Here is a 23,101-nt window from a genome sequence, read left to right on the forward strand (position 1 = left end):
GCTTTGCGAGATCACGTGCGGTCACAAACCGGCATCTCGCGCGCCAAGACCGGCCCGCGTTTGGCGGTGATGGCGGGTTACTCGGCCACCATCTGAGCCACGTCTTCACTCCAGACCAGTCCGCGCTCGAGCAACACCCGTTGCGCCCGCCCTGGGTAATCCGTGACAATCCCGTCCACACCGGCATCAATCACGCGGTGCATGTCATCCACCTCGTTCACGGTCCAGGTTGATACCAAAAGACCCAGCTCATGGGCCAGCGCCACCGAGTCCGGCGTCACATCCGCATAAAAGGGGCACCACATCTGGCCACCGGCTTCGGCCACAGCTTGCGGCACCGGCATGCCCAAACTTGCAAAATCAGGCGCAACAGATCGGGAAGAATCCTCGCCAAGCTCGCCGGCATTCTCTGGCAATTTGGTCAAGAAGGACCGCGGCATGTCTGGCGCAATACAGCCACACACCTCAAGCAGGTTCCAGTCAAAGCTGTGCAAGACCGTGCGCTGTTCCAGCCCCCGCGCCCGTACCGCTTTCACCGCTTCAGAAACCAAAGCCTCCGCCGCGGCAGTGTCCCCTGCAAACGCCGGGTCAGACTTCATTTCCAACAGGAACAGCATCTCCGCCCCCTGTGGCGTGAGCCCCATATCCAGCAACTCCCCCAGCGTTGGCACCCGGAGGCCGGACATAAACACTTGATCCGGAAAACGCTGCCCATACACGGTCCGACCGTCCAAGCCGCCCACATCAAAGGTCTGCAATTTGGCCAGCGGCAGTTCGGACACTTTTAGTTCGGCCCCGACCAGCCATTTACCGTCCACGCCTCGTGTAGCCGCGTTTAACAGATGATGATTATGCGTCACCACAGGTACTTGATCCTGTGTCAGCACCACATCAAATTCCAGCGCGACCACGCCTGACCGCACGGTGAACTCAAACCCCTCAAGTGTGTTCTCGGGCATCACACCGCGCGCGCCCCGATGTCCAATCAATCGAACCAATCCGGGCGCACCACAAAAACCATTTAACTGAGGAAACTGCGTCATGCCTCGATCCGCTTGCCTGAAGTCGCGTCAAAAATATGCAGATCCTCAGCTGCCGCCGAGAAGCTCATCATCATGCCGGCATCCGCAGTCACATGCCCGGGCACACTGGCCACAAACTCGGTCTCTGAGCCTTCAAGAACCCCATGCACCAGCGTATTGGCGCCCAATTGCTCAACCATTTGCACAGTGATGCGGATGGCGCCCGCGTCATCCTGAACCAGATGCTCCGGCCGCACGCCCAGCGTGATCTGACCGCTGGCCTGTGCCCCACCGGCAAGCACTGCCCCGTTGCCCAGCGCCACGGTGCCATCCTGCGCCGTTGCGGGCAGGAAGTTCATCGACGGGCTGCCAATGAACCCAGCGACAAACACCGTCGCCGGACGGTCATAAAGCTCAATCGGCGTGCCAAATTGCTCCACATAACCACCATTCAACACCATCAACCGATCGCCCAGCGTCATGGCCTCCACCTGATCGTGGGTCACATAGATCGAGGTCACGCCCAAGCGTTGCTGTAACTTGCGGATTTCAAGACGCATCTGCACCCGCAGCTTGGCATCGAGGTTGGACAGCGGTTCATCAAACAGGAACACCTGCGGGTTGCGTACAATCGCGCGCCCCATGGCCACACGCTGACGCTGTCCCCCGGACAGCTGGCGCGGCTTACGGTCAAGGTACTGGCCAATCTCCAAAATCTCCGCCGCCTCTTGCACGCGGCGATCTATTTCATCCTTGGAGATTTTGCGGATTTTCAAGCCATAGGCCATGTTCTCGCGCACCGACATATGCGGGTAAAGCGCGTAGTTCTGGAACACCATCGCAATGTCGCGATCGGCTGGCTCCAGCTTGTTGACCACCTTGTCGCCGATGCTGATCTCTCCAGACGTCACGGTCTCCAGACCGGCGACCATGCGCAACAACGTGGACTTACCACAACCCGACGGCCCCACGATGACAATCAGTTCGCCATCCTGAATCTCGCCTTCGACATGGTGCAGGACTTCGACATCGCCATAGGTTTTGACAAGGTCTTTGAGTGTAATGGATGCCATTCTCAGGATCCCCGTTATTTATCAGTTTCAGTGAGGCCCTGCACAAAGAGCCTTTGCATGCCAACAACCACAAACACCGGCGGGATCATCGCCAGAAGCGCGGTCATCATGATGATGTTCCACTGCGGCGATTGCTCAGCCGCTTCCAGCATCTGCTTGATGCTCATCACAATGGTGGTCATGTCGGTGTCAGTGGTGATCAACAGCGGCCAGAGATACTGGTTCCAGCCGTAGATGAAGAGGATCACAAACAGCGCGGCAATATTGGTCCGGCTGAGCGGGATCAATATGTCCCAGAAGAACCGCAGCGGCCCCGCCCCATCAATGCGCGCACTTTCCAGCATCTCATCTGGAATGGTCAAAAACACCTGCCGGAACATAAATGTGGCCGTAGCCGAGGCGATCAGCGGGATCGATAGGCCCCAATAGCTGTTGAGCATGCCCAGATTGGCGACCACCTCAAAGGTTGGCAAAATCCGCACTTCCACCGGCAACATCAGCGTGATGAAGATCATCCAGAAGAACCCCATGCGGAACGGGAACTTGAAGTAGACAATCGCAAAGGCCGAGAGCAGCGAAATCGCAATCTTGCCAAAGGCAATCATCAACGCCATCGCCATCGAGTTCAAAAGCATCCGCCACACCGGCGCGCCCTCCGAGCCGGACAGCCCAGCGCCAAACAGCGTTTGCTTGAAGTTCTCAAAGAAATGCGTGCCCGGCAGCATCGGGATCGGCGCCTGCGTCATGCGCACCGCGTCATGGGTGCTGGCGACAAAGGTGATCCAAATCGGCAAAGCCACCATAATCACGCCAAGGATCAGCACGAGGTGGGAAATAATCCCAAGGATACGACGATTTTCAACCATCAGTATTCCACCTTTCTTTCGACATAGCGGAACTGAACCACCGTCATTGCGATCACGAGGATCATCAGGATCACCGACTGCGCTGCCGACCCGCCAAGGTCGAGGCCCACAAAGCCGTCGTTAAACACCTTGTAGACAAGGATCGTGGTGCTGTTGGCAGGGCCACCCTGGGTCACCGCGTGGATGATGCCAAAGGTGTCAAAGAAGGCGTAAACCGCGTTGATCACCAACAGGAAGAACGTGGTGGGCGAGATCAGCGGGAAGATGTGGTCCCAGAACCGGCGCACCGGCCCTGCCCCATCAATCGCGGCTGCCTCAATCAGAGAGCGCGGGATCGACTGCATCGCCGCAAGGTAGAACAGGAAGTTATAAGCAATCTGCTTCCAAGCCGCGGCGAAAATCACCAGCATCATCGCTTGGGAGCCGTTCAGGTAATGGTTCCAGTCGATGCCGACAAATTCAAGGATATAGGGGAAAATGCCCAAGGTTGGATTGAACATAAACACCCAAAGCGCACCGGCCAGAACCGGTGCCACCGCATAGGGCCAGATCATCAGCGTGCGATAGGTTGTGGCGCCCCGCACCACACGGTCAGCAAAAGCGGCGAGGATCAGCGCAGAGCCCATCGACAGCACCGCCACGGCCGCGGAGAAGATAATCGTGCGCCAGAAGGTCTCAAGATACTGCGAGTCCTGAAACAGGATCTGGAAGTTTTCAAACCACACAAACTCGGTGGACAGCCCAAAGGCGTCTTCGATCAGGAAAGACTGATACACCGCCTGGCTCGCGGGCCAGATAAAGAAGATCAGCGTGATGATAATCTGCGGCGCCACCAATAGGTAGGGCAAGACAGATGTGGGAAAGTGGACGCGTTTGAGCATGCGGCCCTCAAGTCAGGGTGGTGTCGTTTAGACAGAAACACGCCCGGCAAACACATGTGGTCCGCCGGGCGCAGGAGAGGTTCACTTATTTGGCGGAACGCTCAAACTTGCGCAGCAGGGCGTTGCCACGCTCGGCGGCGGCGTCCAGTGCTTCCTGAGCGGATTTGTCACCGGCCCACAGTGCTTCCATCTCTTCGTTGATCACGTCGCGTACCTGCACGAAGTTACCAAAGCGGATGCCGCGGGAGTTGGCGGTTGGCGTGTTCAGGCTCAGCTGTTTGATCGCTGTGTCGGTCCCTGGGTTGCTGTCATAGAAACCCTGGTCCTTGGACAATTCCCAAGCCGCCGTGGTGATTGGCACATAACCAGTTTCCTGGTGCCACCACGCCTGCACTTCTGGCGAGGACAGGTAGGTCATGAACTGAGCCAGACCCTTGTATTCCTCAGATTCGTGGCCGGCCAGCGCCCACAGGGTTGCACCACCAATGATGGAGTTCTGTGGCGCATCCGCAGCTGCAGTGTCCAGCGGCAGCATGGTCTGACCAAATTCAAACTCGGCCTGAGATTTGATCGAGCCGTAGTATGCGGAAGAGTTCATCCACATGCCGCACTCACCGTTGGTGAACATCGGCAGGGAGTCACCGCGACGACCGCCATATTTGAACAGGTTGCCTTCAGACATCGCTGCCACGTCGTCCAGACGCGCGGCCAGCTTGTCGTTCTGGCTAAAAGTGAACTCGGTGTCGAAACCGGCAAAGCCGTTTTCTTTGGTGCCCATTTCCATGTTGTGCCAGGAGGAGTAGTTCTCCAGCATCACCCAGGACTGCCAGCCAAAGCTGACGCCACAATCCATGCCATTGTCGACCAGCGCTTGGGAAACGGATTTCACGTCATCCCAGGTCTTTGGCGCATCAACACCGGCAGCTTTCAGTGCGTCCGCGTTGTACCACAGAACCGGCGTGGAGCTGTTGAACGGCATCGACAGCAGCTCGCCTTCAGGCGTCTGATAGTAAGAAATAACCGCTGGCAGATAGTCGCCTTTGTCAAAGCTCTCGCCGGCGTCTTTCATCATCTGCTCAACCGGATAGATCGCGCCTTTGGCGGCCATCATGGTTGCGGTGCCCACTTCAAACACTTGCACCAGATGCGGGTGCTCTTTGGCGCGGAACGCCGCCACAGCAGCGGTCATGGTTTCAGTGTAGTTGCCTTTGTAGGACGGCACGATTTTGTATTCGGACTGGCTGGCGTTGAAATCCGCCGCAATCTTGTCCACGCGCTCGCCGTTGGTGCCGCCCATGGCGTGCCACCAGTTGATCTCGGTTTGTGCGGAAGCCATGCCAGCGGTCATGCCAGCGGCCAAAGCACCAAACAAAACTGTCTTAAATTGGGTCACAGGAAATTCCTCCATCTGCTGTGCTGGCGGGATCATTTAAAAGTTTAGATCATAATGCAAGTGAAGAATTTATAACAAATCTCATAACATCGTGTTATGTTTTAACCAAAGAGTAAACATGCCGCATCGCGGCGAATGCGAGATAAGCCATTGAAATTTCAACTAAGACAGCTCGAAGCCTTCCGCGCCGTAGCCGAAACCGGCAATATGACCAAAGCCGCCAAACGCATGGGAGTTTCACAGCCAGCAGTAAGCCGTTTGCTCTCTGATTTCTCCCAATCGGCCGGTATTGAACTTTTTACCCGCCACCGGGGCGTGCTCGAACCCACCAGTGACTCGCGTTATCTTCTGGCCGAGGTACAGCGCATTCTGGACGGGCTGGATCACCTCGACGATCTGCGCCGCGACCTAATTGAGCGCACCGGCGGCCACGTCCGAATCGCCTGCCTGCCTGGCTTCGCCACCAGCCACCTGCCCGGCGTCTTGGTCAACTTCCTCAAAGAGCGCCCAAACGTCACCGTGACCTTAGAACCGGACCGCCCGGAGCGCATTCTGGAATGGATCATAGGCGAGCAATATGATTGTGGCATCACCGATGGTTTCCTCGGCCACCCCGCCACCCGCAGTCAAGATCTGCACATCAAATCTTCCTGCATCCTGCCAGCGGGTCACCCGCTTGCGGATCAGGACCACATCACCCCGCGCGACCTTGCCCAAGAGCGCCTGATCCACACCCGCCGCGACAGCCGGTTTTACCAACACCTTTCCCGCGCCTTCTCCGAAGACGGCGTGGAACTCAACAGCCTGATCGAAGTGCGCCAATTCACCACCGCCTGCACCATGGTGGCCCAAGGCATGGGCGCTTCTGTGGTCAGCGCACTGGATGCCGAAGCCTACCGCGCCACCGGCATCGTGATCCGCCCGTTTAAACCCCAGCTGTTCCACCGCCTCTCGATCCTGCAACCCGCCTCAGGCCCAACCTCCCCCGTGGTGCTGGACTTTGTTGACGCCTTTATCGAAAGCCTGCAGCCCTATGTGGCCTCCGCCAAAGAAGTGAAACGCGCATAACACTAAGGGCCGGTGGCTCTCGCCACCGTCCCCACATCGCAAACTTTAAGATCCTGCCAGTTGTTCTTCCAGTTCGCGAATCCGGTTCTGAAGCCGCAGAAACTCACCTTCCACTTCGGCACGAGAATAACGTGGTGTTATGTGCTGCGGACAGTTCCAGTCGAACCCGTCTACCGTGATCTCAAACCCACGCTCCACCCGTGCGCGATAACCCTCTCCGGGCGACAGCTGCGCCAAAAGCCCCTCTTCCTCCGGCGCAATCACCCGCACCCGCCCCAACAGCTTCAGCCGCGTTTGATTGGGGTAATCCATAAAAAACAGGGACACACGGTCGTTTTGACTGAGATTGCCAAGGCTCACGTATTGCCGGTTGCCCCGGTATTCGGCAAACGCCAGCCGTTGCTCATCCAAAACCTTCAGAAAGCCCACCGGCCCGCCGCGATGCTGCATATACGGCCAGCCTGTCTCACTTACCGTCGCCATATAAAAACTGTCCCGCGCCGCAATAAACTGCGCCTCATGCGGGCCTAGCCGATTGTTGTAGTCCTCCCGCGCCTCCATCCGCGCATAGGATGCTCGCGTCCCAGCCTCCTCTTGTTGCAACTTCACCGCGTCGGTGAAGGCAATCTCTGCAAACTTATGTCCCATATCTTGGACCTTTCTCTGACAGTGACCGATTACAAGCCGAGATCGGACAGACCAGAATGATCGTCCGGAGTGTAGGCCAGCGAGACTTTCTCCGGTTTGTGAGAAAACGGCGGCAATGGGGGCGGGGTGTCATTGTATCAGTCCTTTTGTGGGAGGAAGGAAAGTACGACGCGAGAGGCTCCCCCGCGCCGCGTTGGGTTAGTCTTTGATTTCTCGATCCAGAAACTCGCGGATCAGCCCGGCCACTTCCGGCCCGTGCGATTCCAGAATGAAATGCCCCGCATCAATCATGTGCAACTCGGCCTCCGGCAGGTCGCGCAAATAGGGCGCCGCCCCTTCCGCCGGGAAGATGTGGTCATTTTTACCCCAGACAATCAGCGTCGGCGGCTGATGCGCACGGAAATAGGCCTGAAACTCCGGATATAGATCGACGTTGGTGCGGTAGTCGTAAAACAGATCCAGTTGGATCTCCTGATTGCCAGGCCGGTCCAGATAGGCCTGATCCAGCATCCAGGCGTCCGGGCTCACACGATGCGCATGGCTCTCGGGCACCCCATGGGTGTACTGCCATTCCGTGGCCGCCACATTCAGAAAGTCCCGCAACGGTTCACGCGTCTCGGCACCACCGTCCGCCCAATAGCTGCCGAACACGTCCCAGAACTCCAGCAAACCCTCCTCATAGGCATTGCCATTCTGAATGATCAGCGACTCAACCGCCTCCGGTTCTTTCAACGCCAGCCGGTAGCCTACCGGCGCGCCGTAATCCATGACGTAGAGACTATAACTGTCCAACGCCAAGGCATCGGTGAACCCGTCCATCAGCGCAGCATAGGTGGCAAAGCTGTACTCAAACGCTGCCCGATCCGGCATCGCACTGGCGCCAAATCCCGGATAGTCCGGCGCAATCACACGATAGTCTTCCGCCAACTCGGGGATCAGGTTGCGATACTGCTGGGAAGAGGTTGGAAACCCATGCAGCAAAAGCACAACCGGTGCGTCTGCCTGACCGGCCTCGCGGTAGAAAATCTCCTGCCCCTCGATGGTGACCGTGTTGTAGATGACCGCAGCCTCGGCCTGCGGTGGCTGTCCTGCCTGCGCCAATGTTGGCAAAGACGTCAGCTGCGCCCCCAGGCCAAGCGTGACCAAGCCGGTAAGCAAACTCTGTTTAAGATCATTCCGTTTCATATCTGTGTCCCTCGTTATGAACGCTGCGCCAAGTTGTGGCGGTGTCGCTTGCGACAAGAGGACAGATAGCGCCCTTGCTATTTTGGAAGAATACGCTGATCTTGAAAGTCACTATTGCAGAAAGTGGAATAAATGGATCGCATCTTACAGATGGAGGTCTTCGCGGCCATCAATGACACCGGGAGCTTTGTGCAGGCTGCCAACAAGTTGCGCATGTCCCCGCCCGCCGTGACCCGCACCATGAACGCGCTGGAGGCGCGGCTGGGCGTGCAACTTCTGACCCGCTCCACCCGCCAACTCTCCCTGACCGATGCGGGTAGCAGCTTTCTGGAGGCCACCCGCCGCCTGCTCTCGGAAATTGACGACGCGGAAAAACAGGCCGTGGGGCAGATGGGCATCGCCCAGGGCCATCTGACCGTATCCTGCTCCATGACCTTCAGCCGCCTGATCGCAGGCCCTGTGGTGCGGGCCTTTCTGGAGGCCCACCCGCGCATGTCCGTGTCCCTGATCGCCGTGGACCGGGTCACCAATCTTGTGGAGGAAGGCATCGACGTCGCCATCCGCATCGGCAACCTGCCGGATTCCAACCTGATGGCCAAACGTCTCGGCGACGTGCGCCGTCTGTTTGTTGCCAGCCCGGAATACCTCGCCCGGCGCGGCACGCCCAATGAACCGGCGGACCTGAAACTGCACGCCATGATTGGCTTCACCGGCATCATGCCCGGCCACGACTGGCACTATAAATCCGGCAACACCCGCGGCCACTTGCGGCTGGCGCCACGCTTTGAGGTCAACGACGCCACCACCGCCCTCGCCGCCGCCACCGCAGGCGAAGGCATCACCATGGCGCTCTCCTATATGGTCGCGGAGCACCTCAAACGCAGCGAGCTTGTACCGATTCTGTTCAGCTACATGCCCCCGCCAGAGGCCGTGCATTTGGTCTACCCACAAAGCAAACTGGTCGCCCCCAAAGTCCGCGCTTTTCTGGATTTTGCAAGCGAGCGCCTGAAACAGATGATTCCCGAAGTGGACTTGCTCTGACCGTCATCAACCAAGGTTTCCACAGGCCAAATCACCTGTAAAATAAGGCAGAAACATCAAGTTTGATGTGTTGGATATGTCACTGTTCCGCAAGTAGGAAAGTGGCGCTCTGGGGAGGATTCGAACCCCCGACCCCCTGATTCGTAGTCAGGTACTCTATCCAGCTGAGCTACCAGAGCGCGTTATGTGGGGCGGTTTAATGTGAACAATCAGGGGGCGCAAGAGCAAAATCAAAGAAAAATCAGATTACTGCAACTTCACCTTTTGGGAGGCATATTTCAAAGGTGGTTCCGGCCGCGCCGGTCTCTGAAAGAGTCAGCATTCCGCCGTGTCCGCGCACCAATTCTTGCGAAATCGCCAGCCCCAAACCGGACCCGCCTTTGCGAATCCCCCCCTGGAACGGCTGAAACAGGTGCTCTTGCGCCTTGGGGGGCAGCCCCGGCCCGGTGTCTGTCACCGTCACCAACCATGAGTCGTCATTTTCGGAGGCGCTCACCGCAATTTCCCCGGGCTGCCCGCTCGCCACTATCGCCTGTCGGGCATTGCGCACCAGATTGCTCACCACACGATACATCTGCTCCGGATCGGCACGCACCATCATGCCTGCCGGAATATCCTCACCAAAGCTGAGATCAAACTCGCCTACCGCCAGCCGCTCAGAGGCAATCACATCCGCCACCATCTCGCTCAACGCAAACCGCGTCAGGGTTGGCGCAGGCTCCTCCGCCTTGCCAAAGGCCAACGTGCTCTCACATAGGTGCACCGCACGGGTGATCGAGTTCACCAGTTTGGGCGCCAGCCGCCGCACCAGCGGGTCTTCACTGCTTTCAATGCGGTCGGTGAACAGCTGCGCCGAGGTCAGGATATTGCGCAGATCATGGCTCACCTTGGCCACCGCGCCTCCGAGTTGTGCCAACCGTTCCCGCTGCTTGAGCGACGCCGTCAATTCGGTCTGCAACGCCAACAACGCCTCTTCCGCTTCGCGCAACTCCGTCACTCCGGCTTGAGGCTTAATCAAACTGCGCGCATCTTCCGGGGCCGCCGCATAGGTCTGCATATAGCCAACCACGCCTTTGATTGGGCGGACAAGAATGGCCCGCACTGCGAGAAATAGCAAAAACGCTGTGACCACAGAGATCACCGCCGACAGCGCCAAAATGCGCACGCCATAATCAATCATCGACATGCGCAGCCCTTCGGTGTCCATCGTCACCTCGATCAGCAGCCCGGCGTCCTGCACTGGTGCACCAATCACCCGCACCACGCGGTTCTTGGTCTCCAACAGTTGCATCATCGCATCTTTGATCAGCACACCCGCCGTGGCACTGCGCATGTCATAGGTCGCGCTAATCGGCTCGGGAATCGGCGAACTCAGGATCAGCTGCCGCATCTCGTCCCGCCGCAGCACCACATTATAGACACCGGCATTTTTGAGCAGCTCTTCTTCCAGATCCATGTCGATCATGTCATCAGCCAAAAGCGCCAGCGACGCAATCTGCGCCCGCTCCAGCCGCAACAGCAGGTAATCCTCCCGATACCGTGCAATCGACGGCACAAAGATCAGGATTTCCGCGAGCATCACAAAGATGACCGTCAGGATCAGGAACCGACCTGAGAGCGTGTTAAGCATAGTTCGCGACCGTTCTGGTTACGGCAGCCAGCGTTGCACCAAGCCAACCACCCGTTTCACCTTAGGATTATCAAACAGTTGGGGAGAGAAATAGGCCCCTGCAACCCGCTTGTTGATTTCGCCCACCGTTGGGTACGGTGAAACCATGCCCGCCACCGCGCTCATCTTTAATTTGTTGGCAATCACCAGCGACCACAGATTCACAAGTTCTCCCGCCTGCGGCCCGACAATCGACACCCCCACGGGACGCCCCTTAACCACCATAGCCTTGATCAGCCCATAGGCATTGCGCTCGGCAATCAGCCGGTCGTTGTGATGGCTCTCAAACCGCGTCACGGTCAGCTTGTCGCCGTATTTGATCTGCGCCTCCAGTTCCGTCAGCCCGACTTGCGCCAACTCTGGATCGGTATAGGTCGCATAAGGAATGTGATCCGTGCGCGCCTTGGCTGGCAGGCCAAACAACATCGAGCGGATGATCACCCCAGCCTGATAGCCCGCCACATGGGTGAACTGCGCCCCACCTGCAACGTCGCCAATCGCATAGACCTTCTTGTTGCTGGTCTTCAGCGAGGCATCCACCGAAATCCCGGTCTTGTGGGTTTCAATCCCAGCCGCCTCCAGATTGAGCCTTTCCATATTGGCCTTGCGCCCCACTGCCACCAAAAGCTGCGAACCACTAAAGCTGCGTCCATCCTGCGCCTCAACGGTGATCACACCATCTTTCTGCGTCACCGCCTTTGCCATGGCGTCTTCGGCAATCTCCACGCCTTCCCCGCGCAGCCGCTCTAGAACAATCGCGGCCATCTCCGGGTCGTCCCGCCCCAACGCCTTGGCGCCTTCGATCACCGTGACCTTGATGCCCAGCCGCACATGCGCCTGCGCCATCTCCATCCCAATGGGACCGCCGCCAATGATCAACAGATGCTCCGGCGTCTCTGTCAGCTCAAACAACGTCTCATTGGTCAGGTACTCCACCTGATCCAACCCGGGTATCGGCGGCACCAGCGGACTGGACCCTGTGGCAATCACCACACGCCGTGCCGTGATCTGATAATCCCCAGCCTGCACCACATTTGGGCTGATGAAATGTCCGTATTCTTGGATCACCCGCACGCCAAAGCCTTCAAACCGCTCCACACTGTCCATCGGTTCGATCTGCGATATCACATCCGCCACATGCGCCTTGGCCGCGGCATAATCCACCTGCGGCACCTGATCGGACACGCCAAACGCTTGGCCCTTGGTTTGCTGATGCGCCATCTTAGCGCTCGCCAACAACGCTTTGCTGGGCACGCAACCAAAGTTCAGGCAATCGCCACCCATTTTATGGCCTTCCAGCAGCACGACGCTGGCACCCATCTGACTTGCTCCAGCCGCCACAGACAACCCACCAGAGCCAGCCCCGATGACCAGCACATCCGTCTTGATCTGTTCCATGATTTACAGCGCCTCTTTGCCGCGAATGAGTTTGAGCACAACCGGCAGGAACGCCAGCGCCGCCAGGCCAAGGATCGGCAACAAAACATGTGGCTCAAAGATTATGCCCAAGTCTGGCGTCTCGCCACGGGCAAACACTTCGCCTAACCCTGCGCCAACGGAAGTATAGACCAACCCACCGGGAATGATGCCAATAAAGGTGGACACCACGTACCGCCACAGCGACACGCCCACCAACGCCGGGATCAGATTGGCCACAAAGAACGGCACCAAAGGCACAAGACGGATGATGAACAGCATCGACCACTGGTTCTCATCAATCCCGTCTTTGATGGCTTTAATCTTGCCCTCACCCGCATCCATCTTGGCGGCCAACCGGTCACCAAGCCCCCAGCGGGCAGCCAGGAACACCACCGTTGCGCCAATCGTCGCCGCCCCGACGTTGAACAACACGCCTGGAAACGTGCCAAACAAAAAACCGCCGGTCAGCGTTGCAATGGTGGCACCTGGCAACGAAAACCCAGCGATCACCACGTAAATCGCCATGAACACCACAACTGCCAACGCGTAATGCGCATCACGATAGGCAATCAGCACCTCGCGATTGTCGCGCAGCGCTTCAAAACTCAAATAATCTCCCAGCGCATAAGCGCCGAGCACAGCGCCCGCAACAAGCGCAGCCAATGGCACCATACGCGCCCATTTGGATTTGGTTTCTTGAGGTGTTTCGGTCACGTCAGACATCTTTGATCCGTTTCTTGGTCTCTTTTCAACATGGCTGACAGACCGGCAAAACAACAGAGACCTCACGGGCGCTTGATCGCACCCCGCTGTTTCGTGAGCGATTCTTGGTTAACCGTAACAATGGGATAAGAGACCTGTAATATTGCAGCTTGTAAGGCACTCAAAAAGCCGTCGATTGTTTCAGGCGCCCCCCTTTTTGAAGGCCTCAAACCAGGTAAAAATCCCCCTTATAAAAGGAAGCCACGCCTCAATCGCATTCTTTCCGTGCCAGCCCTTGCCTTTTTACCAAGAATCCAGCATCTGACGTTTGACTTATTCGGCAGGCAGGTCTAAAGACCGGTCTTCGAATAGATAGGCTTCGCGAATCTCGCGCCGGGGCCCGCTGAAACAACATGACGGAGACGGAGCGATGAAACGCACCTACCAACCTTCGAACCTGGTTCGTAAACGCCGCCACGGTTTCCGTGCGCGCATGGCCACCAAAGCTGGCCGCAAGATCCTGAACGCACGCCGCGCACGCGGTCGTAAGTCGCTGAGCGCATAAGCTCACCGACCGTTTGACGGAATGACACCGCCGGAGACCCCCACGGATGGCACAGCCACCAACGGGACATCGTCTCCGGCGGTTTCCGTTTGTCTGGACGGCAAAACAGACGGCGCGCTGCCCGTCCTGAAAAAACGCAGTGAGTTTCTCGCCGCCTCCCGTGCCCGCAAACAGGGCACCAAGGCGATGATGATCCAGGCCCGCAAACGCCGCGACGACGAGACAGTTGATCCATCGCTTGTGCGCGTGGGCTTCACCTGTTCCAAAAAAGTTGGCAATGCCGTCGCCCGCAACCGCGCCAAACGCCGGATGCGCGAAGTGGCCCGCGCGATTCTCCCGGCCTTTGGAAAACCCGGCTGGGACTACGTTTTGATCGGCCGAAAAAACGAAACCGACGCGCGCAATTTCAAAACCCTCCAAGGCGATCTCAAATGGGCGTTGCGCAAATTGCACACGCCGCGCAAGTAACCCTTTGGCCGCTAAAAGCTTTCCCAAAACTACAGACAGATTGCCTAAAATCTAAGGCACTCTGTGTCTTTACCATTTGTATACGAATTTTATATCCCTGCTATCGAATGTGTTTCGGGGTGAAACCGTTTGTAATTGGTATGGAGTGAAGCAATGAGAGAGACAGTGGTGGTCTCCTTCTCAACAGATGAGCGTGACGCTGATCACGTCGCCAGCGCCTTAAAAACGCTCGCCGCGCGCGCCTGTAATCTGCACGGCTGCATCAGCTACGCCGCCACAACTCTCGAGGACTCCCCGTCTGAGTTTCACATCCGGCAAAAATGGGAAAATGCCACCGCGTGGCAAGCTTACCTCAACTCAGACGCCCATTTTGAGTTTCAAACAACTGTGTTTGGTATGCTGTCGGAGCTGACCGTTGCCAAACAAGCCCCCCTGCGGCCACGTCGCACAACCTGTCTGGCTCTGGCGAGTTAAGCACCTCAAAACGACCGTGCCTCACTTTCCCGCCGCTTTCAGGCCGGAGTGCCATATTCTTTCATTGTTAAGTAAACTTTTGCGGCGCAGGCTTAGCCCATTACCGCTGACTGCAAGGAATCGGCAAAGGCTTTCAGATGACCGTCACCATTATGGCGTCCTTTTACCTCGGCTCTCCCAACCGCACCCGCGTGCGGGAGGGCTTGTTGCAACTTGCGCGAAGGGTGCTCAACGAACAAAACTGCCTGCGCTTTGACATCCACACCGGCACCGACGATCCCGGCCAGTTCATCCTCTTTCACCGCTGGGAGAGCCGCCGCGACTGGCAACTCTTCCTCAACAGCGATGCCTTGCACGCCTTTCAAGACCTGTTTGAGGACGGCGTCACCGATCTGGTGATCAAAGAACTCACCCCGCATTTTGTGCCCACCGCCGCGTCCTCTGTGCACGCCCGTTAACACATCGCTGTTAACAAACAGCCCCACCTCCGCGAAACAGCCGTGATACTGACGCAATACCGACATTCCAAATCGGGTTAATTTTGATCTTTTTTACCAAATCGGCGCTTCATTCCTCCACTACGCCTTGGCACTCCTCTTAAGAGCGGTTAACACGCTCTGACAAAGAGGCCAGCAAGATGAAGACACAAGAAATGAATCGCGATTGGATCGCCACCGCCCGCACCTTGTCCCAAGCCCTGCCATATCTGCAGCGCTACACCGGTGCGACCGTGGTTATTAAGCTTGGCGGACATGCCATGGGCTCGGACGAAGCCATGGATGATTTTGCCCGTGACGTGGTGCTGATGCGCCAGGTGGGCATCAATCCGGTGATTGTGCATGGCGGCGGTCCGATGATCAACGCGATGCTGGAACGTCTTGAAATCAAATCGGATTTTGTGAACGGCAAACGTGTCACCGACGCTGCCACTGTCGAAGTGGTGGAGATGGTTTTGTCCGGTGTGGTCAACAAACGCATTGTTCAAGCCATCAACCGTCAGGGTGGCAAGGCGGTTGGCTTGTCCGGCAAAGATGCCAACCTGATTGTCTGCGATCAAACCAACCCTGACCTCGGATTTGTCGGCACCCCTGCGGACATGAACCCGGCGATTCTGCATGAACTCTTTGCCAACGACACCATCCCGGTAATTGCTCCGCTTGGTGCTGGTCGAAATGGCGAAACCTTCAACATCAACGGCGACACCGCCGCCGGAGCCATTGCTGGCGCGCTTGAGGCGGACCGCCTCCTCCTGCTGACCGATGTGCCCGGTGTGAAGAACGGTGAAGGCGAGGTTCTGACCGAGCTAAAAGCCCAACAAATCCGAGACCTTACCGAAGAGGGCGTGATTGCGGGTGGGATGATTCCCAAGACAGAAACCGCGCTCGCCGCCATTGAAAACGGCGTCCGCGCTGTGGTCATTCTGGACGGCCGCGCGCCCAATGCCTGCCTGTTAGAACTCTTCACCGAACATGGTGCAGGGTCGTTGATCCGGGCGGACTAACGCCTTTTCATATTCTGAAAAACAAATACATTGAGAGGCCATCAGCAAGGATGTCCTCTCAATGCAACACGAACTCCTGATCCGTCTCGGCGTTTTTTTCGGACTCTTCGTCGTGCTTGCCGGAATCGAAACTTTGGCCCCGCGCCGCCGACTCAACTGGTCAAAATCCAGCCGATGGCTGACCAACTGGGGGCTGTCTATCCTCAATACGCTCACTCTACGTGCACTGGCCATCGCCTTGCCATTGCTGGCCGTGGGCGCAGCCTCCGACGCCCAATCCAACGGCTGGGGTCTGTTCAACATCCTCGGTCTCCCCATCGCGATCGAGTTCGTCCTGGCAATTCTGATCCTAGATTTTGCCATTTGGTTGCAACACCTTATCACCCACAAGATCCCACTTCTGTGGCGGCTGCATCGTGTGCACCACGCTGATCCTGACTTTGATATCACCACGGCCATCCGCTTTCACCCAGTGGAAATTGCCCTGTCGATGGGCCTGAAAATCACCCTGATCTACCTGCTTGGCCCCGCCGCCATTGCTGTGCTGGTGTTTGAAATCCTGCTAAACGGCACCGCGCTGTTCAACCACGCAAACATCCGCCTGCCCGCCAAAATCGACCATCTGATCCGGCTTGTTTTGGTCACGCCGGACATGCATCGTGTGCATCATTCGGTGCATCGGGACGAGCACGACAGCAACTATGGCTTTGCCTTGTCGATCTGGGACCGTGCGCTGGGAACCTATATCGCGCAACCCCGTGCAGGACATGATAAGATGACCATCGGACTAGAGTGGCAGGACACCCGGCCCACCAAGATTTACTGGAGTCTGCGCCTCCCGTTCCGCGCCAAATGACGCTGGAAGCCATTCAAACCGCCGCCGCAAACGCGGGCCTGCTCACCATGGGCGCGCTGCATGAAGACGGCAATACCATCGTGCTCTTAGGCACCGGCCCCGCTTTCTGGGCCGCGTTTAGCGCGTCGCGGGAATACCTAGATGGCTCAAAACACCCTGTAGACCGTTGGTCCAAACGGGTGGTCGGTGACCTTGCCAAAACCTTCAGCGGCACATGCCAATTCCCCTCCGACGGCCCGCCCTACCCGCCGTTCATCCGTTGGGCATTGGACAGTGGTCCGTTCTTTCAAAGCCCTGTGGGCATGATGGTGCACCCCGAAGTTGGCCTAATGATCTCACTACGCGGCGCTCTCATCCTGCCAAGAGAAATCCCTTTACATCAGCAGGATACCCCCTCGCCCTGCCTCACCTGTGACGGCCCTTGCACCTCTGCCTGTCCGGTTGACGCACTCAGTGCAGGAACCGGCTACAACGTCACGGCCTGCCACGCCTTCTTGGACACAGAAGATGGCTCCGAATGCATGTCCCGCGGTTGCATTGCCCGCCGCGCCTGTCCACACTCAGCCAAAGCCGGGCGCACCGACGCTCAGTCCGCATTGCATATGAGGTCCTTTCATCCATGAGCCGCACCCTGATCCTGATGCGCCACGCCAAATCAAGCTGGGACGACTTCATGCAACCGGACCACGCCCGCCCCCTCAACGCACGCGGCCGCACCTCCGCCACCGCGATGGGCAAGTGGCTCAGAGACAACGACTACCTCCCCGACGAACTGCTCAGTTCCACTGCGGAACGCACCCGCGAGACCTATGCCCAACTTGGCATCACTGCTGTGAAAACCCGCTACGAGGATGCTCTGTATCACGCCAACGCGGACGTCATGCTGCGTGTTCTACAAACCGCAGAGGCCAATTCCATCCTGTTGCTGGGCCACAATCCTGGAATCGCCTACTTCGCTGAAATGCTTGCAAAACAACCGGCCACCCACCCACGCTTCTTCGACTACCCAACCTGCGCCACCACCGTGATCCGCTTTGATGCGGCCAAGTGGGCTGAGGTTCAATTCTCCCAAGGCACCATTCTAGATTTTGCGATCCCCCGCGAGGTCATCGCCACGCAATCAGACGCCACTTGATCCAGCGCATTGTAGCACAGCTCTCTGCTGCATATCTGTCCAACAACAGCATTCAAGGAACCTCTCATGCACCGCCGCGCCTTCCTTCTGGCGACCGCCAGCCTACCCATAGTCACTCTGCCTGCTCTGGCGAACACCCCCACCATAAAAGTTGTAAAATCCCCCACTTGTGGCTGCTGTGGCGCCTGGGAAGAGCATCTCCGCGCGGAAGGTTTCACGGTCGAGAGCCACGCCATCCCGGACGAAGAGCTCTGGGACATCAAAGCCCGCTTGGGCTTGACGGACGAAACCTCCTCCTGCCACACCGGATTAATTGACGGCTATCTGATAGAAGGCCACGTGCCCGCATCCGACATCCGCCGCCTATTGACCGAGCGCCCCTCGGCACGCGGCATCACGGTTCCCGGCATGCCAATGGGCTCGCCCGGCATGGAAATGGGCGGCGAGGTAGAGCCTTATGACACCCTGCTGATCCACCCGGACGGTCGCACGGAAGTGTTTGAAAGCCATAGCTAAACGCAAAAGGCCGGGCAGATGCCCGGCCTTCTTTTTGATCTGTGTTTGGGATCAGTGACCCAGAATCTGGCTCAGGAACAGCTGGGTCCGTTCGCTCTTCGGGTTGTTGAAGAACTCTTCCGGCTCATTCTGCTCCACGATCTGGCCCTGGTCCATAAAGATCACACGGTTTGCCACCTGACGGGCAAAGCCCATCTCGTGGGTCACGCACAACATGGTCATGCCCTCTTCCGCCAGTTCGATCATGGTGTCGAGCACCTCTTTGATCATCTCTGGGTCAAGCGCCGAGGTTGGCTCGTCAAACAGCATGATGCGTGGCTTCATGCAGAGCGAACGGGCAATCGCCACACGCTGTTGCTGACCACCGGAAAGCTGACCAGGATACTTCAGCGCCTGATCCGGGATCTTCACCTTCTCAAGGAAGTGCATCGCGATCTCTTCGGCTTCTTTCTTGGGTGTTTTACGCACCCAGATCGGCGCCAGCGTACAGTTCTCAAGGATCGTCAGATGCGGGAACAGGTTGAAGTGCTGGAAGCACATGCCAACCTCGGAGCGGATCTTATCGATGTTCTTGAGATCGTTGGACAACTCGGTGCCATCCACGATGATGTCGCCCGACTGGTGCTCTTCCAGACGGTTGATACAGCGGATCAAGGTCGACTTGCCGGACCCCGAAGGCCCCGCAATCACAATCCGCTCACCTTCGTTGACGGTCAGGTTGATGTCACGCAGCACGTGGAAAGACCCGTACCATTTGTTCATGTTGGAGATTTGAATAGCGACTTCGCTGCCCACATGCATCTTGGAGCGGTCGATTTCGCGATCAGACATAAGTTCAGACATATTGTGAACCCCTTCTTAGTGGCCTTTGTGCAGCTTGCGCTCAAGCCACTGGGAATATTGAGAGATGCCGTAGCAGACGACAAAGAACAGAAGCGCGGCAAACCCGAAGAGCTCCCAATACACGCCGTTCCACTCAGTGGAGGCGAGGATCGGGCCACGGACCATACCCACCAGATCAAACATCGAGATCACCGACACCAGCGTGGTGTCTTTGAAAAGGCCCACGGCCACATTCACGATACCTGGAATCGAAATCTTCAACGCTTGTGGCAGAATGATCAGACGCATCGCTTGTGGATAGTCCAAGCCAAGGCTGTCAGCGGCTTCATATTGACCTTTGGGCAACGCGGCCAGGCCCCCACGGATCACCTCAGCAATATAGGCTGCGGAGAACATGGTGATCATGATCACCACACGCAGGAACAGGTCAACTGTGCTTTCCGGCGGGAAGAAATACGCCAGCATCACCGACGCCACAAACAGCAGCGTGATCAGCGGCACGCCGCGGATAAATTCGATGAAGACCACGCAGATGCCCTTGATCAGCGGCATGTCAGACTGACGGCCCAACGCAAGCGCAATGCCCAGTGGAATAGACAACGACACACAGGTCACACCCAGCATCAGGTTCAGCATGAAGCCACCCAGATCACGGGAAGGCACGGCAGTTAGCAACGCATTGTCAGACGCGCCCTCAGGGATCAGGAAACCGCCCAGAGCCCAGACGATCAACGCACTCACAATGGCTCCGAAGAAACCCAGAGCAAAGCTGCTGCGACCAAACACCTGAAAGAACACAGCGGCCACAACGAAGCCCACCAGGGCAACCAGCGGTGCGAGAACGGTGCCACCCCAGATCAGCCAGAATGCGATGAACGGATACAAAGCCGTAATCACCAACATCTTGCGCGGCAGATCAAAGAACAGAACCGGTGCAATTGCCACCAGCATCAGCACAAAGGCCAGGTTCGGGCGCCAGTACGCCTCTTGTGGATACTTGAACCCATAAATCAGCTGATGCCAACGCTCGGTCAGAACCGAGAAACACGCACCTGTTTTACCCTGCAGAATCTCGCGACATTCGGCCAAAGAGTTGGTCGTCCAGATACCGTTGAAGATCCAAGGCAAAATCGAGGCCAGCACCTGAAAAATCAAGTACAGCGCCACAACAGTCAGAACACCGTTGGTCACGCTGGAGAACAGGTTTTCGCGCAGCCATTTGACCACACCCGTTTCGCGCGCGGGCGGCGGGCTTTGTGGGATCACTTCTGTGGCAACAAAAGCGACAGAGTTATTTTGAGAGTCAGACATACCTCAGCGCCCCTTAAGTTTTACAGAAGAGTTGTAGATGTTCATCACCATCGAAATCAGCAGCGATGCCGAGAGATAGAACAGCATCATCAAAAGCACACATTCAATCGCGCGGCCGGTTTGGTTCAGCGTGATGCCCCCCAAAGTTGCGGTGATATCCGCGTAGCCGACCAGAATGGCCAAAGAGGTGTTCTTGGTGATGTTCAGATAGTTTGAGATCAATGGTGGAATGATCACGCGCAGCGCCTGTGGCAAGATCACGAGATTCATCACGCGGTTCGCACGCAGACCCAACGCTGCAGCGGCCTCGGTCTGTCCCTTGGACACAGCCTGAATACCCGCTCGAACGTTTTCTGCGATGAAGGCACCGGTGTAGATCGACAACGCGAACCACAGCGCGATCAGCGGACCACCAATCTTGATGCCACCTTTGAAATTGAAGCCTTTCAGCGCCGGCACTTCCCAGGTCAGCCCCATGATGAACATCAGCGCGATGAACGGTACCAGCCAGATCGCAAGATTGATCCAAAGTGTCTTTGGACGCACACCGGTGTTCGCCTGAATGTTCGCAGCGCGTTGGTTCACAGTCCGGGTTGCGTACCAGGAACCACAAGCCACTAACAGCACCAGCACCCAGTTCAACGTGGCATTGCTAAACAGGCCATTCTCAAAGAACGGCATCGGGACATAGATTCCGCGGTTGGTGAAGGCAAAAAGATCCAGCACCATGCTGGAGGTCGCGTTATCGCCACGGAACTCCCGAGGTCCCGGCATCACGGCTGTCATGATCGTGTAGATGATCAGGATCCAGATCAGCACAGGAATGTTGCGGAAAATTTCCACATAAAACGCCATCACCTTGGACACGAGCCAGTTGTTGGAGAGGCGCAATACGCCGGCGACGACGCCGAAAATTGTTGCGGTGATACAAGCCAGGACCGCCACCAGAAGCGTGTTCAAAATCCCAACAAGCGCAGCCCGCGCGTGAGATGATTGGCTGTCATATTCGATCAGTCGTTGGTTGATGTCATATCCGGCAGGGTCGGACATAAAGTTCAACGAAATATTTAGGCCGGCGGCCCGAAGGTTCTGGATAAGGTTGTTGCCCAGATACCAAATCGCCAGCGCCAGAGCGACGGCTGCAATTGCTTGGAACGTCAACGAGCGATAGCGCGTGTCGTTGATCAGCATAGACAGCCGGAACGACTCCTTGGGAGGGTCGGTCAGAGTGGTCATATAGGATCTTCCCCGTTCGTCGGCCGGTTAAACAATGGCGTCGTTGCGCCGTGGCCGATTATTGTTGTGGGTCGTAAAAGCGAAAAGGGCGCGGAGTGTTCCGCGCCCTTTCCGTGATGTGTTTAGCGGAAAGGTGGGGAGTAGATCAGGCCACCATCGGTCCACTGAGCGTTCAGGCCACGGGCCAGACCGATCGGAGTGGATTCACCGATGTTACCTTCAAACAGCTCACCGTAGTTGCCGCCGGCCATTACAGCGTTCTTACCCCAGTCAGCGCTCAGGCCGAGCATCTCGCCCAGGTTGCCTTCTGTGCCGAGCAGACGGTTGATCTCTGGGTTGTTTGTGCCTGCAGCCATCTCACCGATGTTTGCGGAAGTCACACCCAGCTCTTCTGCTGTGATCAGAGCGTTCAGGGACCAGCGAACCACGTCACCCCAAGCGTCATCACCGTGACGAACCAGTGGGCCGAGTGGCTCTTTGGAGATGATTTCTGGCAGCAGAACGTGCGCAGATGGATCTTCAAAGGTTGCACGTGTCGCGGCCAGACCAGATGCGTCTGTTGTATACACGTCGCAGGCACCGGCAAGGTACTGCTGCTGTGCTTCAGCATTGGTTTCGATTGGCACCGGCTCATAGCTGATGTTGTTGGAACGGAAGAAGTCCGCCAGGTTCAGCTCGGTGGTTGTACCGGTCTGAATACAAACGGTTGCGCCGTCCAGTTCTTTCGCGGAGGACACACCCAGTTCTTTTGGAACCATGAAGCCCTGACCATCATAGTAGTTCACGCCAACAAAGGTGAACTTCAGGTCTACGTCACGGGAGAATGTCCATGTGGTGTTACGTGCCAGCATGTCGATCTCGCCGGAAGCCAGCGCAGTGAAGCGGGTCTTACCGGTGGTCGGAACAAACTCAACCGCTTTCGGGTCGCCCAGTACGGCGGCTGCAACTGCACGGCAAACGCCAACGTCGAAACCCATCCATTCGCCGTTTGCGTCTGGTGCGGCAAAGCCAACCAGACCAGTGGTCACACCACAGTTCAGCTTGCCGCGCGCTTTAACATCGTCAAGCGTGCCAGCAGCAGCTGCGCCGGCCGCGAGACCAGCAACTGTCAGTGCACCGAAAACTACGGATTTTTTCATTTTTACCTCTTCCTGTTGTCCACCCTATCCCGGGTGGTTTTTGGCCATGTTAGACCGAAAGTAGATGTTCAGAGATTACACCCCCCTCAC

Annotated in this window: 25 protein-coding genes and 1 tRNA gene; 11 read left to right on the forward strand and 15 right to left on the reverse strand. The window is 57.2% G+C overall.

Annotation, left to right across the window (positions count from 1 at the left end; genetic code table 11):
• Positions 1-77: 77 nt before the first annotated feature.
• The 5 genes from JXR15_RS00885 to ugpB form a co-directional block, all read right to left on the reverse strand.
• Complete coding sequence (locus JXR15_RS00885; protein WP_422051386.1) at positions 78-1,043, reverse strand: glycerophosphodiester phosphodiesterase family protein; 966 nt, start codon at positions 1,041-1,043, stop codon at positions 78-80.
• Positions 1,040-2,095, reverse strand: coding sequence for a sn-glycerol-3-phosphate import ATP-binding protein UgpC (locus JXR15_RS00890; RefSeq protein ID WP_422051387.1), 1,056 nt, complete (start codon positions 2,093-2,095; stop codon positions 1,040-1,042). The genes JXR15_RS00885 and JXR15_RS00890 overlap by 4 nt, the downstream gene beginning before the upstream one ends.
• A gap of 14 nt (positions 2,096-2,109) precedes the next feature.
• A complete protein-coding gene (ugpE, locus tag JXR15_RS00895; RefSeq protein WP_422051388.1) occupies positions 2,110-2,961 on the reverse strand; it encodes a sn-glycerol-3-phosphate ABC transporter permease UgpE in 852 nt (283 codons plus the stop codon).
• On the reverse strand, positions 2,961-3,842 hold the full coding sequence (ugpA, locus tag JXR15_RS00900) for a sn-glycerol-3-phosphate ABC transporter permease UgpA (protein WP_422051389.1): 882 nt from the start codon (positions 3,840-3,842) through the stop codon (positions 2,961-2,963). The genes ugpE and ugpA overlap by 1 nt, the downstream gene beginning before the upstream one ends.
• Before the next feature lie 85 nt (positions 3,843-3,927).
• Positions 3,928-5,250 (reverse strand): sn-glycerol-3-phosphate ABC transporter substrate-binding protein UgpB, encoded by a 1,323-nt coding sequence (gene ugpB / locus JXR15_RS00905; protein ID WP_422052226.1) that lies wholly within the window; start codon positions 5,248-5,250, stop codon positions 3,928-3,930.
• A gap of 135 nt (positions 5,251-5,385) precedes the next feature.
• Here ugpB and JXR15_RS00910 point away from each other — a divergent pair, with 135 nt between their 5' ends.
• Complete coding sequence (locus JXR15_RS00910; RefSeq protein WP_422051390.1) at positions 5,386-6,303, forward strand: LysR substrate-binding domain-containing protein; 918 nt, start codon at positions 5,386-5,388, stop codon at positions 6,301-6,303.
• 45 nt (positions 6,304-6,348) lie between these two features.
• Here the strand turns inward: JXR15_RS00910 and JXR15_RS00915 are convergent, their stop codons facing one another.
• Both JXR15_RS00915 and JXR15_RS00920 read right to left on the reverse strand, forming a co-directional pair.
• Entirely contained in the window at positions 6,349-6,951 is a 603-nt protein-coding gene (locus tag JXR15_RS00915; RefSeq protein WP_422051391.1) for a pyridoxamine 5'-phosphate oxidase family protein, read from the reverse strand.
• A gap of 198 nt (positions 6,952-7,149) precedes the next feature.
• Entirely contained in the window at positions 7,150-8,136 is a 987-nt protein-coding gene (locus JXR15_RS00920; RefSeq protein ID WP_422051392.1) for an alpha/beta fold hydrolase, read from the reverse strand.
• Positions 8,137-8,268: 132 nt separating this feature from the next.
• Here JXR15_RS00920 and JXR15_RS00925 point away from each other — a divergent pair, with 132 nt between their 5' ends.
• Entirely contained in the window at positions 8,269-9,177 is a 909-nt protein-coding gene (locus tag JXR15_RS00925; protein WP_422051393.1) for a LysR family transcriptional regulator, read from the forward strand.
• Between the two features lie 102 nt (positions 9,178-9,279).
• On the opposite strand, the gene JXR15_RS00930 is transcribed toward JXR15_RS00925, so the two are convergent.
• The 4 genes from JXR15_RS00930 to JXR15_RS00945 all read right to left on the reverse strand — a co-directional run bounded on the left by JXR15_RS00930 (position 9,280) and on the right by JXR15_RS00945 (position 12,988).
• Positions 9,280-9,356 (reverse strand) — tRNA-Arg (locus tag JXR15_RS00930).
• 62 nt (positions 9,357-9,418) lie between these two features.
• Entirely contained in the window at positions 9,419-10,807 is a 1,389-nt protein-coding gene (locus tag JXR15_RS00935; RefSeq protein ID WP_422051394.1) for a sensor histidine kinase, read from the reverse strand.
• 18 nt (positions 10,808-10,825) lie between these two features.
• The gene (locus JXR15_RS00940) at positions 10,826-12,244 is read right to left on the reverse strand and encodes a dihydrolipoyl dehydrogenase family protein (protein WP_422051395.1); all 1,419 of its coding nucleotides are present in this window, start codon (positions 12,242-12,244) and stop codon (positions 10,826-10,828) included.
• A 3-nt stretch (positions 12,245-12,247) separates the two neighbouring features.
• The gene (locus tag JXR15_RS00945) at positions 12,248-12,988 is read right to left on the reverse strand and encodes a TVP38/TMEM64 family protein (protein ID WP_422051396.1); all 741 of its coding nucleotides are present in this window, start codon (positions 12,986-12,988) and stop codon (positions 12,248-12,250) included.
• A gap of 409 nt (positions 12,989-13,397) precedes the next feature.
• Between JXR15_RS00945 and rpmH the strand changes: the two genes are divergently transcribed.
• The 9 genes from rpmH (at position 13,398) to JXR15_RS00990 (ending at position 18,482) form a co-directional block, all read left to right on the forward strand.
• Complete coding sequence (gene rpmH / locus JXR15_RS00950) at positions 13,398-13,532, forward strand: 50S ribosomal protein L34 (protein WP_005980833.1); 135 nt, start codon at positions 13,398-13,400, stop codon at positions 13,530-13,532.
• Between the two features lie 21 nt (positions 13,533-13,553).
• Positions 13,554-14,000, forward strand: a complete 447-nt coding sequence (gene rnpA / locus JXR15_RS00955) for a ribonuclease P protein component (protein WP_422051397.1) — start codon at positions 13,554-13,556, stop codon at positions 13,998-14,000.
• A 153-nt stretch (positions 14,001-14,153) separates the two neighbouring features.
• The gene (locus tag JXR15_RS00960) at positions 14,154-14,474 is read left to right on the forward strand and encodes a putative quinol monooxygenase (RefSeq protein WP_422051398.1); all 321 of its coding nucleotides are present in this window, start codon (positions 14,154-14,156) and stop codon (positions 14,472-14,474) included.
• Positions 14,475-14,611: 137 nt separating this feature from the next.
• Complete coding sequence (locus JXR15_RS00965) at positions 14,612-14,932, forward strand: putative quinol monooxygenase (protein WP_422051399.1); 321 nt, start codon at positions 14,612-14,614, stop codon at positions 14,930-14,932.
• 179 nt (positions 14,933-15,111) lie between these two features.
• Positions 15,112-15,975 (forward strand): acetylglutamate kinase, encoded by an 864-nt coding sequence (gene argB / locus JXR15_RS00970; RefSeq protein WP_422051400.1) that lies wholly within the window; start codon positions 15,112-15,114, stop codon positions 15,973-15,975.
• A 61-nt stretch (positions 15,976-16,036) separates the two neighbouring features.
• Positions 16,037-16,831: a sterol desaturase family protein gene (locus tag JXR15_RS00975; protein ID WP_422051401.1), complete on the forward strand. Its 795-nt coding sequence runs from the start codon at positions 16,037-16,039 to the stop codon at positions 16,829-16,831.
• Positions 16,828-17,454, forward strand: coding sequence for a ferredoxin (locus JXR15_RS00980; protein ID WP_422051402.1), 627 nt, complete (start codon positions 16,828-16,830; stop codon positions 17,452-17,454). Before JXR15_RS00975 ends, JXR15_RS00980 begins: the two co-directional genes overlap by 4 nt.
• On the forward strand, positions 17,451-17,966 hold the full coding sequence (locus JXR15_RS00985) for a SixA phosphatase family protein (RefSeq protein ID WP_422051403.1): 516 nt from the start codon (positions 17,451-17,453) through the stop codon (positions 17,964-17,966). The genes JXR15_RS00980 and JXR15_RS00985 overlap by 4 nt, the downstream gene beginning before the upstream one ends.
• A 66-nt stretch (positions 17,967-18,032) precedes the next feature.
• Positions 18,033-18,482: a DUF411 domain-containing protein gene (locus JXR15_RS00990; protein WP_422051404.1), complete on the forward strand. Its 450-nt coding sequence runs from the start codon at positions 18,033-18,035 to the stop codon at positions 18,480-18,482.
• 51 nt (positions 18,483-18,533) lie between these two features.
• Here the strand turns inward: JXR15_RS00990 and JXR15_RS00995 are convergent, their stop codons facing one another.
• The 4 genes from JXR15_RS00995 to JXR15_RS01010 all read right to left on the reverse strand — a co-directional run bounded on the left by JXR15_RS00995 (position 18,534) and on the right by JXR15_RS01010 (position 23,011).
• Positions 18,534-19,325 (reverse strand): amino acid ABC transporter ATP-binding protein, encoded by a 792-nt coding sequence (locus JXR15_RS00995; RefSeq protein WP_294116215.1) that lies wholly within the window; start codon positions 19,323-19,325, stop codon positions 18,534-18,536.
• Between the two features lie 15 nt (positions 19,326-19,340).
• Complete coding sequence (locus JXR15_RS01000) at positions 19,341-20,636, reverse strand: amino acid ABC transporter permease (RefSeq protein ID WP_422051405.1); 1,296 nt, start codon at positions 20,634-20,636, stop codon at positions 19,341-19,343.
• Between the two features lie 3 nt (positions 20,637-20,639).
• Positions 20,640-21,872, reverse strand: coding sequence for an amino acid ABC transporter permease (locus JXR15_RS01005; protein ID WP_422051406.1), 1,233 nt, complete (start codon positions 21,870-21,872; stop codon positions 20,640-20,642).
• A 122-nt stretch (positions 21,873-21,994) separates the two neighbouring features.
• A complete protein-coding gene (locus JXR15_RS01010; protein WP_299423915.1) occupies positions 21,995-23,011 on the reverse strand; it encodes an amino acid ABC transporter substrate-binding protein in 1,017 nt (338 codons plus the stop codon).
• Positions 23,012-23,101 lie beyond the last annotated feature (90 nt).

The sequence above is a fragment of the Shimia sp. genome (assembly GCF_049116215.1).
Taxonomy (GTDB): Bacteria; Pseudomonadota; Alphaproteobacteria; order Rhodobacterales; family Rhodobacteraceae; genus Shimia.

Coding starts and splice junctions, on each gene's coding strand:
- rpmH (WP_005980833.1), top strand. CDS start 13,398: ATGAAACGCACCTACCAACCTTCGAACCTGGTTCGTAAACGCCGCCAC.
- JXR15_RS01005 (WP_422051406.1), bottom strand. CDS start 21,872: ATGACCACTCTGACCGACCCTCCCAAGGAGTCGTTCCGGCTGTCTATG.
- JXR15_RS01000 (WP_422051405.1), bottom strand. CDS start 20,636: ATGTCTGACTCTCAAAATAACTCTGTCGCTTTTGTTGCCACAGAAGTG.
- JXR15_RS00885 (WP_422051386.1), bottom strand. CDS start 1,043: ATGACGCAGTTTCCTCAGTTAAATGGTTTTTGTGGTGCGCCCGGATTG.
- JXR15_RS00945 (WP_422051396.1), bottom strand. CDS start 12,988: ATGTCTGACGTGACCGAAACACCTCAAGAAACCAAATCCAAATGGGCG.
- JXR15_RS00890 (WP_422051387.1), bottom strand. CDS start 2,095: ATGGCATCCATTACACTCAAAGACCTTGTCAAAACCTATGGCGATGTC.
- ugpE (WP_422051388.1), bottom strand. CDS start 2,961: ATGGTTGAAAATCGTCGTATCCTTGGGATTATTTCCCACCTCGTGCTG.
- ugpB (WP_422052226.1), bottom strand. CDS start 5,250: ATGGAGGAATTTCCTGTGACCCAATTTAAGACAGTTTTGTTTGGTGCT.
- JXR15_RS00965 (WP_422051399.1), top strand. CDS start 14,612: ATGACCGTCACCATTATGGCGTCCTTTTACCTCGGCTCTCCCAACCGC.
- JXR15_RS00990 (WP_422051404.1), top strand. CDS start 18,033: ATGCACCGCCGCGCCTTCCTTCTGGCGACCGCCAGCCTACCCATAGTC.
- JXR15_RS00935 (WP_422051394.1), bottom strand. CDS start 10,807: ATGCTTAACACGCTCTCAGGTCGGTTCCTGATCCTGACGGTCATCTTT.
- JXR15_RS00925 (WP_422051393.1), top strand. CDS start 8,269: ATGGATCGCATCTTACAGATGGAGGTCTTCGCGGCCATCAATGACACC.
- JXR15_RS00985 (WP_422051403.1), top strand. CDS start 17,451: ATGAGCCGCACCCTGATCCTGATGCGCCACGCCAAATCAAGCTGGGAC.
- JXR15_RS00995 (WP_294116215.1), bottom strand. CDS start 19,325: ATGTCTGAACTTATGTCTGATCGCGAAATCGACCGCTCCAAGATGCAT.
- JXR15_RS00915 (WP_422051391.1), bottom strand. CDS start 6,951: ATGGGACATAAGTTTGCAGAGATTGCCTTCACCGACGCGGTGAAGTTG.
- JXR15_RS01010 (WP_299423915.1), bottom strand. CDS start 23,011: ATGAAAAAATCCGTAGTTTTCGGTGCACTGACAGTTGCTGGTCTCGCG.
- JXR15_RS00960 (WP_422051398.1), top strand. CDS start 14,154: ATGAGAGAGACAGTGGTGGTCTCCTTCTCAACAGATGAGCGTGACGCT.
- JXR15_RS00940 (WP_422051395.1), bottom strand. CDS start 12,244: ATGGAACAGATCAAGACGGATGTGCTGGTCATCGGGGCTGGCTCTGGT.
- ugpA (WP_422051389.1), bottom strand. CDS start 3,842: ATGCTCAAACGCGTCCACTTTCCCACATCTGTCTTGCCCTACCTATTG.
- JXR15_RS00975 (WP_422051401.1), top strand. CDS start 16,037: ATGCAACACGAACTCCTGATCCGTCTCGGCGTTTTTTTCGGACTCTTC.
- JXR15_RS00980 (WP_422051402.1), top strand. CDS start 16,828: ATGACGCTGGAAGCCATTCAAACCGCCGCCGCAAACGCGGGCCTGCTC.
- argB (WP_422051400.1), top strand. CDS start 15,112: ATGAAGACACAAGAAATGAATCGCGATTGGATCGCCACCGCCCGCACC.
- rnpA (WP_422051397.1), top strand. CDS start 13,554: ATGACACCGCCGGAGACCCCCACGGATGGCACAGCCACCAACGGGACA.
- JXR15_RS00920 (WP_422051392.1), bottom strand. CDS start 8,136: ATGAAACGGAATGATCTTAAACAGAGTTTGCTTACCGGCTTGGTCACG.